General features: G+C 64.1%; 17 protein-coding genes. 8 read left to right on the top strand and 9 right to left on the bottom strand.

Annotated elements, in window-relative coordinates; all coding sequences use genetic code 11:
- Position 1: 1 nt before the first annotated feature.
- A complete protein-coding gene (locus DKM43_RS10025) occupies positions 2-685 on the bottom strand; it encodes a polyamine aminopropyltransferase (RefSeq protein ID WP_109798342.1) in 684 nt (227 codons plus the stop codon).
- 214 nt (positions 686-899) lie between these two features.
- On the opposite strand from DKM43_RS10025, the gene DKM43_RS10020 reads away from it, so the two are divergent.
- Entirely contained in the window at positions 900-2,465 is a 1,566-nt protein-coding gene (locus DKM43_RS10020) for an acyl-CoA synthetase (protein WP_201739830.1), read from the top strand.
- A gap of 22 nt (positions 2,466-2,487) precedes the next feature.
- Entirely contained in the window at positions 2,488-3,795 is a 1,308-nt protein-coding gene (locus tag DKM43_RS10015) for a cytochrome P450 (protein WP_407938489.1), read from the top strand.
- 9 nt (positions 3,796-3,804) lie between these two features.
- Here DKM43_RS10015 and DKM43_RS10010 read toward each other — a convergent pair whose 3' ends face one another.
- Positions 3,805-4,224, bottom strand: coding sequence for a DUF983 domain-containing protein (locus tag DKM43_RS10010; protein ID WP_109798341.1), 420 nt, complete (start codon positions 4,222-4,224; stop codon positions 3,805-3,807).
- 120 nt (positions 4,225-4,344) lie between these two features.
- On the opposite strand from DKM43_RS10010, the gene DKM43_RS10005 reads away from it, so the two are divergent.
- Both DKM43_RS10005 and DKM43_RS10000 read left to right on the top strand, forming a co-directional pair.
- Positions 4,345-4,968: a lysophospholipid acyltransferase family protein gene (locus tag DKM43_RS10005; protein WP_109798340.1), complete on the top strand. Its 624-nt coding sequence runs from the start codon at positions 4,345-4,347 to the stop codon at positions 4,966-4,968.
- Entirely contained in the window at positions 4,961-5,770 is an 810-nt protein-coding gene (locus tag DKM43_RS10000; RefSeq protein WP_201739829.1) for a DUF1295 domain-containing protein, read from the top strand. The genes DKM43_RS10005 and DKM43_RS10000 overlap by 8 nt, the downstream gene beginning before the upstream one ends.
- A gap of 28 nt (positions 5,771-5,798) precedes the next feature.
- Here DKM43_RS10000 and DKM43_RS09995 read toward each other — a convergent pair whose 3' ends face one another.
- A complete protein-coding gene (locus tag DKM43_RS09995; RefSeq protein WP_109798339.1) occupies positions 5,799-7,556 on the bottom strand; it encodes a bifunctional metallophosphatase/5'-nucleotidase in 1,758 nt (585 codons plus the stop codon).
- Positions 7,557-7,747: 191 nt separating this feature from the next.
- Here DKM43_RS09995 and DKM43_RS09990 point away from each other — a divergent pair, with 191 nt between their 5' ends.
- On the top strand, positions 7,748-8,383 hold the full coding sequence (locus DKM43_RS09990) for a TetR/AcrR family transcriptional regulator (protein WP_109798338.1): 636 nt from the start codon (positions 7,748-7,750) through the stop codon (positions 8,381-8,383).
- 168 nt (positions 8,384-8,551) lie between these two features.
- Here DKM43_RS09990 and DKM43_RS09985 read toward each other — a convergent pair whose 3' ends face one another.
- On the bottom strand, positions 8,552-8,923 hold the full coding sequence (locus tag DKM43_RS09985) for a DMT family protein (protein ID WP_109798337.1): 372 nt from the start codon (positions 8,921-8,923) through the stop codon (positions 8,552-8,554).
- Positions 8,924-9,015: 92 nt separating this feature from the next.
- On the opposite strand from DKM43_RS09985, the gene DKM43_RS09980 reads away from it, so the two are divergent.
- Complete coding sequence (locus tag DKM43_RS09980; protein WP_109798336.1) at positions 9,016-9,330, top strand: hypothetical protein; 315 nt, start codon at positions 9,016-9,018, stop codon at positions 9,328-9,330.
- 45 nt (positions 9,331-9,375) lie between these two features.
- On the opposite strand, the gene DKM43_RS09975 is transcribed toward DKM43_RS09980, so the two are convergent.
- The 4 genes from DKM43_RS09975 to gluQRS form a co-directional block, all read right to left on the bottom strand.
- The gene (locus DKM43_RS09975; protein ID WP_109798335.1) at positions 9,376-10,248 is read right to left on the bottom strand and encodes a 3-hydroxyacyl-CoA dehydrogenase NAD-binding domain-containing protein; all 873 of its coding nucleotides are present in this window, start codon (positions 10,246-10,248) and stop codon (positions 9,376-9,378) included.
- Between the two features lie 69 nt (positions 10,249-10,317).
- Positions 10,318-10,878 carry a cob(I)yrinic acid a,c-diamide adenosyltransferase gene (locus tag DKM43_RS09970; RefSeq protein ID WP_109798334.1) on the bottom strand — a complete coding sequence of 187 codons (561 nt, stop codon included), beginning with the start codon at positions 10,876-10,878 and terminating at the stop codon, positions 10,318-10,320.
- A gap of 12 nt (positions 10,879-10,890) precedes the next feature.
- Positions 10,891-11,121: an HIG1 domain-containing protein gene (locus DKM43_RS09965; RefSeq protein ID WP_109798333.1), complete on the bottom strand. Its 231-nt coding sequence runs from the start codon at positions 11,119-11,121 to the stop codon at positions 10,891-10,893.
- Positions 11,118-11,963: a tRNA glutamyl-Q(34) synthetase GluQRS gene (gene gluQRS, locus DKM43_RS09960; protein WP_109798332.1), complete on the bottom strand. Its 846-nt coding sequence runs from the start codon at positions 11,961-11,963 to the stop codon at positions 11,118-11,120. Before gluQRS ends, DKM43_RS09965 begins: the two co-directional genes overlap by 4 nt.
- A gap of 443 nt (positions 11,964-12,406) precedes the next feature.
- On the opposite strand from gluQRS, the gene guaA reads away from it, so the two are divergent.
- Positions 12,407-13,966, top strand: a complete 1,560-nt coding sequence (guaA, locus tag DKM43_RS09955) for a glutamine-hydrolyzing GMP synthase (protein WP_109798331.1) — start codon at positions 12,407-12,409, stop codon at positions 13,964-13,966.
- A gap of 34 nt (positions 13,967-14,000) precedes the next feature.
- Here the strand turns inward: guaA and DKM43_RS09950 are convergent, their stop codons facing one another.
- The gene (locus DKM43_RS09950; protein ID WP_109798330.1) at positions 14,001-14,495 is read right to left on the bottom strand and encodes an asparaginase domain-containing protein; all 495 of its coding nucleotides are present in this window, start codon (positions 14,493-14,495) and stop codon (positions 14,001-14,003) included.
- Between the two features lie 176 nt (positions 14,496-14,671).
- Between DKM43_RS09950 and DKM43_RS09945 the strand changes: the two genes are divergently transcribed.
- Complete coding sequence (locus tag DKM43_RS09945) at positions 14,672-15,598, top strand: SH3 domain-containing protein (protein ID WP_109798477.1); 927 nt, start codon at positions 14,672-14,674, stop codon at positions 15,596-15,598.
- Positions 15,599-15,626: the final 28 nt, after the last annotated feature.

Below are 15,626 nucleotides of genomic sequence, written 5' to 3'. Positions count from 1 at the left end.
GCTAAACCGTTGCGAACCAGATCACGTGCTTTGCGCCCTTGCCATTGGTGCGGGCGCGCACTTCCACTTCTTCAACCACAAAGCCCGCCGCTTTCAGCCGCTGGGTGAAATTGGCGTCGCGCGCGGCAGACCAGATCGCCAGCACACCGCCGGGGCGCAGTGCATCCATCGCGGTGCGCAGGCCACGCATCGAATAGAGCCGGTTGTTGCCCTGCCGCACAAGGCCGTCAGGGCCGTTGTCGACATCCAGCAGGATCGCATCGTAGCCGGTGCCGCCCACCGGAAGGGCATTGGCTGAAATCACATCGGCCACATCAGCCATGACCAGCCGCACGCGCGGATCATCAAGGCATCCTGCCTCAAGCGCCTGCATCGGCCCTCTTGCCCACTGGATGATTTCGGGCACGAGTTCGGCAACCGTCACCTGCGCATCGGCGGGCAGCTTTTCCAGCGCGGCGCGCAGCGTGAAGCCCATGCCGTAGCCGCCGATCAGCAGGGCAGGGCGCTGCGCCCTCGCGATGCGGGCGATGCTTTGCGTTGCCAGCGCGATTTCCGAGCCGTTCTGGCGGGTGCTCATCAGTTCATTAGCACCCAGCACAATCATGAAATCGCGATCATGGCGGTAGAGCCGCAGTTCCTCACCGCCGGGCACCTGCGCCGTGCCAAGAAGTTCGCGTGCAATCATGGGGCTGGCCTTCTCGCAAATGTCCCGGAACGGGTTGGCCCGTCCGTAGGCCGCTTGCCCGATGCGCGCAACCTGAGGGAATCCGGCATGAATTGCTGTTGCTGCCCGGCAGCGAAGGCGCAAATGGCGGTTGCACCCCTTAACCGATCGATTAAGCTTTGGCCGAAGCAGGCAGGGCGAATCTGCCACACGAAGAACGAGAGAGGACGAGGCCGTGCAACCCCAGGCGCACTTCCACCCCAAGTTCCATGCCGCGCGCAATCCCCACCGTCCGGCGGTCATCATGGGCGGCAGCGGCAAGATGCTGACCTACGCCGAACTTGATGCCGCATCGAACCGCTTCGCCCAGCTTCTGCGGTCAAGGGGCCTTGAGATCGGCGATACCATCGCGCTGTGCCTTGAAAACCGGGCAGACTACTTTGCGCTTGCCTGGGGAGCGCAGCGCGCGGGTCTTGTCTATGTGGCGGTATCGAGCCGGCTCGCCGCACCCGAAATCGCCTACATCGCCAGGGACAGCGGCAGCCGCCTGCTGATCGGATCGGCCTATACCGCCCCGGTGCTGGACGAAGTGGCAAGGCTGGCCCCGGAAGTGCCGCAACTGCGCTTCGACACCGATGGGCCGATGTCGCTTGATGCGGCGCTTGCCACCATGCCCGATACACCGATTGCAGACGAGCGCGCGGGATGCGACATGCTCTATTCTTCCGGCACGACCGGCAAGCCGAAGGGCGTGCGCATTCCCCTGCCCGAAGACCCGGAAATCGGCGCAGTCAATTCGCTCATCGGCATTGCCGCGCAGGCATTCGGGATTACCGGAGACGCGGTCTATCTTTCGCCCGCGCCGCTCTATCATGCAGCCCCGCTGCGCTGGTGCATGACCATCCATCGCATGGGCGGCACCGTGGTGGCGATGGAGAAGTTCGATCCCGAACACGCCCTGCAACTGATCGAGAAATACAAGGTGACAGACAGCCAGTGGGTGCCCACGCATTTCGTGCGGATGCTCAAGCTGCCCGACGAGGTGCGCGCCAGATATGACACATCCAGCCTGAAATGCGCCATCCACGCTGCCGCGCCCTGTCCGGTTCCGGTCAAACAGGCAATGATTGCTTGGTGGGGCCCGATCGTGCGCGAATACTATGCGGGGACCGAAGGCAACGGCTTCACCTTTATTTCCAGCGAGGAATGGTTGCAGCGCCCCGGATCGGTCGGCCGCGCGCTGCTGGGCACGATCCGCATCTGCGACGAAAACGGCGACGAGGTGCCGCCGCGCACCGAAGGGCAGGTCTTCTTCGAAGGGGGAAGCCCCTTCAGCTACCACAACGACCCTGAAAAGACCCGCGATGCCACCAACAAGCACGGCTGGACGAGCCTTGGCGATGTGGGCTGGGTGGACGAGGACGGCTATCTGTTCCTGACCGACCGGAAGAGCTTCATGATCATTTCCGGCGGGGTGAATATCTACCCGCAGGAGATCGAGAACCTGCTGGTCACGCACCCCAAGGTGGCCGACGTGGCCGTGATCGGCGCGCCTGATCCGGATATGGGCGAAAAGGTGGTGGCCGTGGTCCAGCCGCGCGATATGGCCGAGGCTGGCCCGGCACTGGCACAGGAACTGTCGGACTGGCTGGCCCCGCAGCTTTCGCGGATCAAGATGCCGCGGCAGATCGACTTCCGCGAGGAACTGCCGCGCGAACCGACGGGCAAGCTGTTCAAGCGCCTCCTGCGCGATGAATACAAACAGGCCCACGAAGCCTCTGCCCCCAAGGCCGATGCCTGAACCGGTGTTTGAAGGAACCAGCATGATGACAGCAGAACACCTTGTTCCCGCCGAAATCGGCCGGGCGGTCATCGATCCGAAAAGCTATGGCGCATGGGATCCGCTGCTCGACCAGTTCGATGCCCTGCGCAGCGTGATGCCGGTGGGCAAGGTGATCGATCCGGATGACACGCACGAGCCTTTCTGGCTGGTATCGGGCTTCGATGCGGTGATGAAGGTCAGCAAGGACAACGCCACGTTCCTCAACAATCCCAAGTCGGCGGTGTTCACCCTGCGCGTGGGCGATGCGCTGGCACGCTCGATCACTGGTGGCAGCCCGCATCTGGTGGAATCGCTGGTGCAGATGGATGCACCCAAGCATCCGAAGATGCGTCGCCTGACGCAGGACTGGTTCATGCCCAAGAACCTTGCCCGGCTGGACGGCGAGATCCGCAAGATCGCCAACGAGGCCATCGACCGAATGCTGGCAGCCGGCGATGCCAATGGCGGCGAGGGGGATTTCATGGCGCTCGTCGCCGCGCCCTATCCGCTTCATGTCATCATGCAGATTCTTGGTGTGCCGCCTGAAGACGAGGCGAAGATGCTGTTCCTGACCCAGCAGATGTTCGGCGGACAGGACGAGGACATGAACAAGTCGGGCATCCGCAACCTGCCGCCCGAACAGATCAGCGCCATCGTGGCAGGCGCGGTGGCCGAGTTCGAACGCTATTTCGCCGGTCTGGCGGCGGAACGCAGGCGCAATCCCACCGACGATGTGGCCACCGTGATCGCCAATGCCATGATCGACGGAGAGCCGATGAGCGACCGCGACACGGCAGGCTATTACATCATCGTTGCCAGCGCCGGGCATGATACGACATCGGCATCCTCTTCGGGCGCGGCGCTGGCGCTGGCGCGCAACCCGGATCTCTTCGCCCGCGCCAAGGCCGATCGCAGCCTGCTGCCCGGCATCGTGGAAGAAGCCATCCGCTGGACCACACCCGTTCAGCACTTCATGCGCACGGCGGCGGTCGACACCGAACTGGGCGGTCAAAGGATCAACGCGGGTGACTGGCTGATGCTGAACTATGTGGCGGCCAACCACGATCCGGCACAGTTCCCCGATCCGCGCGCCTTCGATCCGACACGGCCTGCCAACCGGCACATTGCCTTTGGCGCAGGTTCGCACCAGTGCCTCGGCCTGCACCTGGCGCGGCTGGAAATGCGCATCCTGCTTGACGTGCTGCTGGACCGGGTGGACAGCCTTGAACTGGCGGGCGAACCAAAGCGCGTGAACTCCACCTTCGTGGGCGGGTTCAAGGCACTGCCTTTGCGGTGGAAAGCGGCCTGAGCGCCAGCTTCAGTCCGTTTCCTTCTCGCGCGCGTTGAGCTTGGCCCACAGATCCTCGGTTCCCGCCTCGATCGCGCGGTTCACATATTGCGAGGCCACGAGCCAGCCCTTGAACGGGCGCAATGTCGCAAGGCAGCCGATGCCGAGGATGGGCACCGATGTAAGGACATGCACCCACCACGGCGGAGAGTAGGCAACCTCCAGCCAGACCGCGACGAAAGTGAGCGGAAACGCGGTGATGCACAGCGCAAAGAAGGCGGGGCCATCATCGGCATTGGCGAACTGGTAATCGAGCCCGCAGTGGGGGCATGTTTTCTGAAGGCGCAGCCAGCCATTGAACATCGGCGCCTTCGCGCAGCGCGGGCACAGCCCCTTCCAGCCGCAGCGCAGGATCCAGTCGAACTTGGGGTTCTTGGTAAAAAAGGCCATGGCGCAAGGGGTTCCACACAGAGACTGGCCACCACATAGGCCGCCATGCCAACATGCACAATCGGCCACGCAATCGACAACCTGTCCCGGCGCCGCTATCCTCGCGCCGGGGGGAAACTGATGGGCAGGACCGACGCAGGGAGGATTGATGATCGCAGGCCGAGCCTGCTCTCGCGGATCGTGCGCAAGGCGCTGGTCTGGTTCTATCGCAGCCGGGGCTGGAAGGCGGTGGGCACCCCGCCTGCCGACGGGCGCTGCGTCATCATTGCCGCGCCGCATACGTCGAACTGGGATTTCCTCTATTTCATCGGACTGACCGAAGATCTGGGAATCAGGCCGCATTTCATGGCCAAGGACAGCCTTTTCCGCTGGCCGCTGGGCGGCTTCATGCGCGACATGGGCGGGGTTTCGATCGATCGATCGGCCCGCCGCAACGTGGTGGACGCCATGGTGGCCGAGTTTGCCCGGCGGGATCGCTTCATGCTGACCATCGCGCCCGAAGGCACGCGCAGCAAGGTGGGCGAATGGCGCAGCGGGTTCTATCACATAGCCCTCAAGGCCAAGGTGCCGATGGTGGTGGGCATGATGGACTACGGCACCAGGACCGGCGGCCTTGGCCCGGCCATCTGGCCATCTGGCGATTATGCGGCCGATATGCGCAAGATCTTCGAACTCTACCGCAAGGTCACGCCGCGCCATCCGGGCCGCGGTCTGGCCAGCCTGCCGGACCTGGACGATGCCTGATGCCCTGCTTGCCCCGCTGCTGCTGAATGCCGCCATTCTGGCTGCGGGAATGCTTGTGCTGTGGCGTGTGGCGGTGAAGATCGGCGATGTCAGCTTCATTGATGCGGTGTGGGGCGGCGGCATGGGCGTGATGGCACTGGCATCATGGCTCCATCTGCCGGGAGAGGCCGGCGCAAGGGCCAGCCTGATTGCGGGCATGGCGATGATCTGGGCGGCGCGGCTTGCTTGGCATCTCTACACCCGGTGGCGGGCGCATGGCGAAGACCCGCGCTATGCCAGAATGCTGGGCAAGGCCAAGGCACAGGGGCGTTTCGCGGACGCCGCGCTGAAGTTCGTCTTTGCCCCGCAGGCGCTGCTGCTGTTCATCACCTGCCTGCCCGCGCAGCTTGGCATTCTGGCCAGCCCCGCCCCCGCCCCGCCGGGAGCGCTGGCGCTGCTTGGGGCGGCATTGTGGCTGGTGGGCATGGTGTTTGAAGCCGTGGGCGATGCGCAGCTCAGCGCCTTCCGCGCCGATCCGGCCAACAAGGGCAAGGTGCTGTCCACGGGACTGTGGCGCTACACGCGCCACCCCAACTATTTCGGCGATGCCTGCGTGTGGTGGGGCATCTGGCTCGCCGCGGCCGATGCGGGGGTGTGGGTTGCCCTTGCCAGCCTGATCGGCCCCCTGTTCCTCACCTTCACCCTCACCAGGTGGTCGGGCAAGCCGCTGCTGGAAAAGGGCATGGAAGAGCGGCGACCGGGGTATCGGGCCTATGTGGAGCGCACATCGGGGTTTGTCCCGTGGTGGCCGAAGCGGGGCTGAAACTTCGCCCCGCTTGACCTGTGCGGGTTTACTTCACCGAAACGACCCGCACGTCCTGCGGCACGGCCTGCACCGGCGCAGCCTTGAGCCAGCTTTCCAGCGCATCTATGTCGGTCGGCCCGGTCACGCCATCGGGCTTGCCGACAAACCCCGAAAAGCCATCGCCGCCAAGGCCGAGGAACCCGTTGACGGTCACGCGGTAGGTGCGGGCCATGTCGAGCGGCTGGCCATTGAACCGGATCGAGACGACACGATCACCCGCGGGCCGCGCCAGATCATAGGTGAAGGCAAATCCGGTTGAGGGTGCCAGCGCCTGCTTCGGGCCGGTATCGTCAAGCCCTTCCTCCAGCACGGCCTTGATTTCAGCCCCGGTCATGGTCTGGGTGACGACATTGTTGCCGAAGGGCTGGCACTGGTAGATGTCACCGAAGGTCAGCGTGCCATCGGCCGCGGGCACCAGCGGGGCGCGAAGGCCGAAGGGGTTCATGAAGGCAATTTCGGCGCCGGCAGCACGGGTGGCCGCAAGCTGCGCATCCGCGACGAGATAGCCCAGCGCGCCGCCGCCGTCGCTCCCGTCGGTCTTGGGGGCAGGACGGTCGATCCGGCCCACGGGGCGCTGCGTATAGGCCTTCGATGCCTCGACATATTTCGCCACGTATTGCGCAATATCGGCACGTGGCTGGAACAGCGGGAACAGCGGTGTATTCTCAAGCGGTCCGCGCGTCGAGACATAGGGCACCGACTGCACGATGATATTGCGCGCCTGCTTGGACACGACCCTTCCCGCAACGGGATCGATCTTCAGGGTAATGTCCGTCACCAGTTCGCCGTAAACGCCCGCGCTTGTCAGCAGGAAGGGCTTTTCCGGGTTGAGAGCGCCATAATCGCACACATAGGCCCAGTGCGTGTGGCCCGAAACCACGACGTCCACCCGGCTGTCCAGCCGGTCGAGGATCGGCCGGATATCTCCGGCAAAGTCATTGCAACCCTGCGGATCGGGCTCCCCTTTGGTGCGGCCGCCCTCGTGGATCAGCACGACGATGGCGTCCGCGCCCTGCTTTTTCAGCATGGGAACAGCAGCATTGATCGTCTCGGCCTCGTCCTCGAACGTCAGCCCCGCAATGCCCGTGGGATTGACGAGGTTGGGCGTGCCCTTGAGCGTCAGGCCGATGACCCCGACAGTAACGGCATTGCGCCCCTTGCCGAAGGTCCGGATGCCGGTTGCCGGAAACAGGGTGGAACCATCGGCCCGCCGGGTGCTGGCGGCAAGATAGCGAAAGCGCGCGCCTGTGAAGGGTTCAAGCGCACAGGGCTGCTTGGCGGTAAACTTTTCGCAGCCGCCGTTCTGCATCCGCAGCAGTTCCTGCTGGCCGCGGTCGAACTCATGATTGCCTACCGCGTTGAAATCCACCCCGATGCGGTTCATCACGCCGATCGTGGGTTCATCGAGATAGAGCGAGGACGCAAGCTGCGAGGCGGAGATCATGTCTCCGGCCGAAACCGTGAGCGCATGGGCATATTTGCCACGCACGCTGTCAATCGCAGAAGCCAGCCAGGCCGCGCCGCCTGCCGGAACCGGAATCACGCCGCCCTTGCCATCCGCAACGTTGACCGACTGGCGTGGCGGCTCAAGGCTGCCATGAAAATCATTGATGCCGATGATGCCCACTTCGACAGGCGCTGCCGGACCAGTTCCGGCCATGGGGGCAGCGCAGGCGCCAAGCAGGACTGGGACAAGCAGCGCAGGGCCAAAACGGAACAGGCGGCGGCAGGCGGGCTGAAGCATTGGACGGAGGAGCCTTTTTCGTAGCAAGTGCAACCGGTTGGCAGGCTCCTAGACCAACAACGTGCAGGTTTGAAGGCACAAGGGACGCAAACTTCGCCGGCGCGATCACTGAAAGGAGCGGAGCGGGCATTGGCAAGGGCGCGGTGCATCCCTACAATGGAGAAAGTTCCCCACGAGGACGCGAAACCGCCATGGCCCTTTCCGACAGTGACCGAGACGCCATGCGGGCAAGGCTCGTCGATCTGGCGCAGACGATGATCGAAGAGCGCGGCGGGGCGGGCCTCAATCTTGCGGAACTGGCGGCGCGTGCCGGCATGTCTTCGGCCAGCCTTGCCCGCTATTTCGAGACGCGCGAGGAGCTGATGGAGGCAATTGCCGACCACTGGTTCCAGCCCATGGTCGAAACCATGGAAGATGTGCTGGCCAGCGATCTGCCGCCGCGCCGCAAGATGTTCGAGTTCTTTGCCCGCCGCTTCCTGATGATGCGCGCAAAATGGGAAGACGATCCGGTCAAGCTCCAGACCTATATCGATGTCGGCAGCGACTATTTCGAGCAGGTGCGCAGCTACATCGATCTGGCCGACCACTACCTTGGCGAGATCATCGCGCAGGCAATGCACGATGGCTACTTTGCCGGACTGGAGATCGATGAAACGATCAGTCTGGTGAACCAGATGTGCGCGCCCTACTGCTCGCTCCAGACCATGATGATCGCAATGGAACGGCTGAACACCGACAAGCTGGCGCGGATCATCGATGCCGTGTTTGATGGGCTTTCGGCCACGGATCGCGGCGCCAAGGCGGTTTCAGGGCTGCGCGCGGCCTGAACCGGGCTCATGCACCCGCCGCGGCGCACCAGTTGCCGCGCCAGTGATTGCCGCATTTCACCGTTCAGGGATTCTGGCCAGATCCCTGAGGCGATGCCTCTTGGCGGGATTAGCGTGCGTATTCCCGCTCAGGCATCAGCGCGCGAGCCTGCCCTGCAAGCCGTTCGCTCATTTGCCGGAAAACAGGAAGAACACGGCCGCCATGATGCAGCCGAAGGCGGCCAGATGGCGCCAGTGCAGTGGCTCCTTGAGAAAGAGCACCATGAACACCCCGAACACGGTCAGCGCAATGGCTTCCTGCGTTATCTTCAGCTGGCCCGCGCTCCAACCGTGCAAGGCGCCAAGCCGGTTTGCGGGAACCGCGAGGCAATATTCGAACAGGGCAATGCCCCAGCTGGTAAGGATGACCCATACAAGCGGCCGCGCTGCAATCTCGGCCGCGTCGCCCCTGATGTGCCAATACCACGCCACGGTCATGAACAGGTTCGACACGACAAGCAGGCCGACTACGGGAAAGGCCGAAGGAAGAGCTGGAAACATGCAGGCATCCGATTCTTAACAAATTAGCCACGATGCTTAACTGACCCGAAAGAGATCAGCGCGGATTTACCATCAACTGCGGGAGAACGGCCATGCGTTCCCATAGACCGCGCATCCGCCCGGAAATCGTGCTGGCGGTGCTGGGCCTTTTGGCGTTTGCGGCACTGCTGTTTTCAGGAGCCGACGGCGCGCGGACCATCGTGTCCTCGCAAAAGGATGCCCGATCATCCGGACAGGATCCCGGCCCCGCTCCGTGGAACCCGCAGCCGGCAGGGCCTGCGCCCATGGCAGGCGGTTTTGACGATGCAATGGATGCGGGCGAGCCTGTGGAGCCTGAGCCGGAACTGGCGGAGGATATCCAGATGGAAGCGAACGGAAACGAGGCGCACGGCGCATGGCCCGATTGAGTATCCGGGCCGGCACGCACGCCAGCCCGGAATGCACGCCGCTTGTCAGCGGGTGGGAACGGGAACCTCGCCGGAATAGTCATAGAAGCCGCGGCCCGACTTGCGGCCGAGCCAGCCTGCCTCGACATACTTCTGGAGCAGAGGCGCGGGCCGATACTTGGGATCGCCGGTCGATGCGAGGTAGATCTTCATGATTTCCAGCAGGGTGTCCAGCCCGATGAAATCGGCCAGTTCAAGCGGCCCCATGGGATGATTCAGGCCCAGCTTCACGCCCTTGTCGATATCCACGATCGAACCGGTGCCGCTGCCCAGCACGAAGGCGGCCTCGTTGATGAAGGGCACGAAGATGCGATTGACGATGAAACCCGGCTCATCCTGCGAAAGCACGATTTCCTTGCCGATTGCGGCCACATAGCCGCGCACGCTCTCGATGGTGGAAACCGAGGAGGCAAGGCCGGGGATGACCTCGACCAGCTTCATCAGCGGCACGGGATTGAAGAAGTGGATGCCGATGAAGCGTTCCGGATCGGGCGAGGACACCGCCATGCGCGTGATGGGAATGGAGGACGTGTTCGTTGCCATGATCGCGTGGGGCGCAAGATGCTGCCCGGCGGACTGGAAGATCTTGTGCTTGATGTCCTCGCGCTCGGTCGCGGCCTCGATCACCAGATCGGCTTCTGCAAGCGCGGCGTGATCGGCAAAGGTGTGAAGGTTGGCAACGGTCGACGCGGCCAGTGCGGCATCGACCTTGCCCTTTTCGACCAGCTTTGACAGACCCTTGGCGATCTTGTCCTTTGCCTTCTCGGCCAGTTCGACCGATACGTCACCAAGCAGCACCTTCATGCCAGCCTGCGCCGAAACCTGTGCGATGCCTGAACCCATCTGGCCCGCACCGATAACCGCAACTGTCCTTATCATCTGATTCCCTCGCCAAAATCCTGTTTGCGAGGCTGCCTAACCGGCGTTCCCGGCCAAGTCTACCTGCGCCTAACGCGAGGCTCCGGGCACCCACAGCGGGTCTTGCCCGGCGTTGGTGGCGCGCGCCAGCACGAAGAGGAAATCGGAAAGCCGGTTGAGATAGGCCAGAGCCTGCGGATTGACGGCTTCGGCGCTGGCCAGCGCCACGGCGCTGCGCTCGGCCCGCCGCACCGCCGCACGGGCGACATGGATGCGCGCCGCTGCTTCGGAACCGCCTGGAAGGATGAAACTGGTCAGCGGCGGCAAGCCTTCGTTCAAGGCATCGATCGCGGCTTCCAGCCATTCCACCTGGCTTGCAACAATGCGCAGCACCATCTCCGAAGGCGTGAAATCATCGCCCGGTGTCGCAAGATCGGCGCCAAGATCGAACAGGTCGTTCTGGATACGCTGGAGATTGCGCGCGGTGACTTCGGAAGCGGCAACTGCGGCAAGGCCGATCAGACTGTTGGCCTCGTCTACATCACCGATGGCCTGCATCCGCGCATCGTGCTTGGCCCGGCGCGAACCATCGACCAGCCCGGTCGTGCCATCATCGCCCGTGCGGGTGTAGATCCGGTTGAGCTTGACCATGGGCGGGCGCAATCAGCGCGAGAAAGCGAGCAGGATCGCCACGGTCAGCACGGCCAGCCCCTGAAACTTGATGCGATTGAACATCATCCTGTTCTGGAGCAGCTGGTTGGCCGTTGCGCCCGATGACGGATCGCGGTTCAGATCTTCCTTGGTGCTGTTCAGGAACGCGATGATCCCGCGCACCAGAGACACCACCGTCATGACGGTGAAGATGATAATCAGCGGGATCAGCACATAGTTCATGCCCGCTGATCTATGGCGTCGGACAGTGAAATACCAGTGTCAAATAGGGTAGCCCGCACTTCGGCCGCGACGGCACGCCCGTCTTCTCCGGCGCGGCGGCGGTCGGCCAGTGCGGGGGCATCGCGGCGCTTGGCCAGCTTGCGGCCATCGGCCTCGACCAGCACCGGATGGTGGTGCCAGACAGGCACCGGCAGACCGAGGAGATGCTGCAGGAGCCGGTGGATGTGGGTAGACTGGAACAGGTCCACCCCGCGCGTGACATGGGTGACGCCGTCTGCCGCATCATCCAGTGTTGCTGCCAGATGGTAGCTGGCGGGCGCATCCTTTCGCCACAGCACGACATCGCCGAACAGTTCGGGACGGGCCTGCTGCGTGCCATGGCGCTCGTCGGTCCACTCCAGCGCCCCGGCAATCAGCGTGGCCTGCTCCATATCGAGCCGCCACGCCACCCCCGGCCCCGGCACCGGGCCGCGGCGCAGGCAGGTGCCGGGATAGAGCGGGCCATCCGGGCCATGCGCCACGGCCGCGGCCGCCACTTCGGCGCGAGTGCAGGTGCAGGGATAGAGCAGGCCCATGGCGCGCAGTTCATTCGCGGCGGTGCGATAGGCAGAGATCCGGCTTGATTGCGGCGCCACCTCGCGGAAATCGAGCCGCAGCCAGCGCAGATCCTCGCGGAACTCCTCGGCCAGTTCGGGGCGGGAACGGGCGCCGTCGATATCCTCGATGCGCAGAAGAAAGGTGCCGCCATCCCGCATGGCCCGGTCATGGGACACGATTGCGGAATATGCATGACCCAGGTGGAGCGGGCCGTTGGGGCTGGGGGCGAAACGGGTGACGGTCATCACCGCGCAGACTAGCGCCGGGAGACAGGGGTTAGAAGCCTGTCACTTCGTGTGCGGGCGAGAGAAGGTCATGCCGTGCCGGACAAACAAAACGGCTGCCCCGCCGGGGCAGCCGCTTTTGTCGTGCAACGCTCTGTTGCCTCGCTCAGGCGAGCGTGGCGCCGAACATCATGCTGCTGAGACCAGCGGCAAGGATGATCGGAAGCGCGATCGCAGTGATGCTGCGCATGGTGTACCTCCTCATGTGGTTCACCCTTGCAGGCATTCTCCCCGGTCCTTGGCTGTCCGGCAGGGTGGGCTGGAAGCATTGGAACCGGGGTCGCAAATACGCTTTTAGGCGTATGCTGCAAGTGCGAAGCCGGCACGCGCAGTTGCATGTAACGCAATTGTCACATTCTCCGCCCCATCTGGACAGAAACGGCCCTTCCCCCTATCGGCCAACCATGAGCATCCAGCCTTCAGAATCCATCCTGATCGTCGATTTCGGCAGCCAGGTTACGCAGCTTATCGCGCGCCGCGTGCGCGAGGCCGGGGTCTATTCCGAGATCGCGCCGTTCAGCCAGGCCGAAGCCGCATTTCACCGGATGAAGCCCAAGGGCATCATCCTTTCCGGATCGCCCGCCAGCGTTCCCGCCGAAGGATCGCCCCGCGCGCCGCAGGTGCTGTTCGACAGCGGCCTGCCCATCCTCGGCATCTGCTATGGTCAGCAGGTGATGACTCACCAGCTTGGCGGCAGGGTGGAGCCGGGCGATTCGGGCGAGTTTGGCCGCGCGTTCCTGACCGTTACCGAACCGTGCGTCCTGTTCGACGGGCTATGGGCCGTGGGTGAGCGCCATCAGGTCTGGATGAGCCATGGCGACAAGGTGACGCAGTTCGCGCCCGGCTTCCGGATCGTGGCTGTCTCGGATGGTGCGCCCTTTGCGGTCATCGCCAATGACGAGAAACGCTATTACGGGATGCAGTTCCACCCCGAAGTGGTCCACACGCCCGATGGCGGCAAGCTGATCGCCAACTTCGTGCGGCACGTGTGCGGCTGTGCAGGCGACTGGACGATGGCCGAGTTCCGCCGCACCAAGATTGCCGAGATCCGCGAGCAGGTGGGTGATTCCCGCGTGATCTGCGGGCTTTCGGGCGGGGTCGATTCGGCCGTTGCCGCCGTGCTGATCCACGAGGCAATCGGCGACCAGCTCACCTGCGTGTTCGTGGACCACGGGCTGATGCGCATGGGTGAGGCCGAACAGGTCGTATCGCTGTTCCGTGGCCACTACAACATTCCGCTGGTCCACAAGGATGTCTCGGCGCTGTTCCTTGGCGGCCTGGCGGGCGTGACCGACCCGGAAGCCAAGCGCAAGTTCATCGGCAAGACCTTCATCGACGTGTTCGAAGCTGAAGCGAGGCAGGTTGGCGGCGCCGATTTTCTGGCACAGGGCACGCTCTATCCGGACGTGATCGAATCGGTATCCTTTACCGGCGGCCCTTCGGTCACGATCAAGAGCCACCACAACGTCGGCGGCCTGCCCGAACGCATGAACATGAAGCTGGTCGAACCGCTGCGCGAACTGTTCAAGGACGAAGTGCGCGCGCTGGGCCGGGAACTTGGCCTGCCGGAAATCTTCGTCGGCCGTCACCCCTTCCCCGGCCCCGGCCTTGCCATCCGCATTCCCGGCGAGGTGACGAAGGAGCGCTGCGACATCCTGCGCAAGGCAGACGCGATCTACCTTGAGGAAATCCGCAACGCGGGCCTTTATGACGCGATCTGGCAGGCCTTTGCCGTGCTGCTGCCGGTGAAGACCGTTGGCGTGATGGGCGACGGACGCACTTATGACAGCGTCTGCGCGCTGCGCGCCGTCACCAGCACCGACGGCATGACCGCGGACATCTATCCCTTTGATGCAGGCTTCCTCAGCCGCGTGGCCACGCGCATCGTCAACGAGGTCAAGGGCATCAACCGCGTGGTCTATGACTACACGTCGAAGCCGCCCGGCACGATCGAGTGGGAATGACCGGGGCTGACCCGCTGCCCTGACGCGGTGCGGGTCAGTCGATCGCCACGAACTTGCCCGCCGCGCGGTCTTTCCTGACTTTCCGTCCGTCGAAGACCTGACCGCTCATCGCGATCCACACGCCGGGGGCCGCGGTCTGGGCGGTGGCGAAGGCCATGCCGAGGTTGAAGGGGGCATCGGTTTCGGCAAAGCGGGCCGGAGAAAGCGCCCCGGTCAGCACCACGGTCTTGCCTTCGATCCCGCTGAGCGCCTTGGCCGTTTCGGTCATCGTATCGGTGCCGTGGGTGATGACAACGCGCGCTTCGGGTGCCTCGCGCACGGCGGCAGCAATCAGGGCACGGTCGGCATCGGTCAGTTCAAGACTGTCCTTGCGCATGAGCTCGACCACGCGGAACGGCAGGGCAACGCGCGCCTCGGCGATGAGCGCGGGAATGCCGCTTTCAACGATCTGGTATTCGCTCAGCGCGTCGAAATAGGCCTTGTCGATGGTGCCGCCGGTGGTGAGCACGAGGATCGGTTCTTGCTGCATGATCCGGCCTATAGCGCGCCCGCCCCGGCTGCGACAGAGGCGCGCAGTGTCCGCCCGCCTAACAGTATTTGTCATTTCAATGACGGCACTCTTGTCTGTGACCGGCGCGGGCTTGGGCGCATGATCCGCCCTGCGCCGACGGTGAGAACGGCGGGGGTAATCAAGGGGTGTCCGAAATGCTTCGCAAATCCAGCATCATTGCATCGACTGCCACCCGGCTGGCCATTGCCGCCGGCCTGATCGGCACTTTTTCCGCAAGCGCGGTGGCTGCCGACAAGGAGCCGCCGGTCACGCTCGACAAGTGCGAGAAGAGCCTCGGCACGGTGGCGCTGGTCGATGGCGATACGCAGGGCTGGACGAAATACGGCCTCGGCTCTCCGCGCGAACTGATTGCCGCGCTTGCGCGCGAATCAGGGTGCTTTTCCATCCACGACGCTGCCAGCGGCAAACCGGCAAACTTCCTGATGAACGTGATCGCAGGCGACAAGGAGGAAGTCGACAAGTCCATCGAGACCGCCAAGGGCGTCGCCATGGAGGGGCTGGTCCGTTCGGGCGCGGCCAGCGGGATGCTGCGCGGCATTCCCGGCGGGGGGTCAATGCTGGGCATGTTCGGCGGCTTTGGCGGCAAGAAGAAGGTGGTGGCCGCCGGTATCCGCCTTATCAGCCCGGCCAGCGGGCAGACCGTGGCGACCGGTTCGGGCGAGGTCAAGAAGACGACGATCTCGTTTGGCAGCGGTGGCGGCCTTGCCGGTGGCGGCACCATCGGCGCGATTGCCAATGGCGCCACGGGCGCGGCCTATGCCGGAAGCAAGGATGGCCAGATGCTGATCGAAGCCTTCATCAAGGCGTTCAACGGCATCTCCGCGCAGCGTTCCGCGCTGGCCTCGCTGGCGCCGGCAGCGACGGCACCTGCCGCGCTTCCGGCAGCGACGGCGGCAGTCGATACCAAGCTGCTGGCAGCAGCCGATGCAAAGTCCGCAACCCTGCGTTCCGTGCGCGCCGGAACCGCTCTCACCCCCACCGGCCAGCGGCAGGGTCTGTTCATCGAGGTCCAGGACAGCTTCGGCACCAAGGGCTGGGTCTCGGTGGAAGACATGCGCTGAAGCCCTCACGGCAAGGCAGGTGTTGCAT

The organism is Novosphingobium meiothermophilum, assembly GCF_003171715.1.
GTDB classification, from domain to species: Bacteria; Pseudomonadota; Alphaproteobacteria; order Sphingomonadales; family Sphingomonadaceae; genus Novosphingobium; species Novosphingobium meiothermophilum.
Note: the sequence above shows the minus strand (reverse complement) of the source record. Positions and strands in the feature narration are given on the sequence as shown.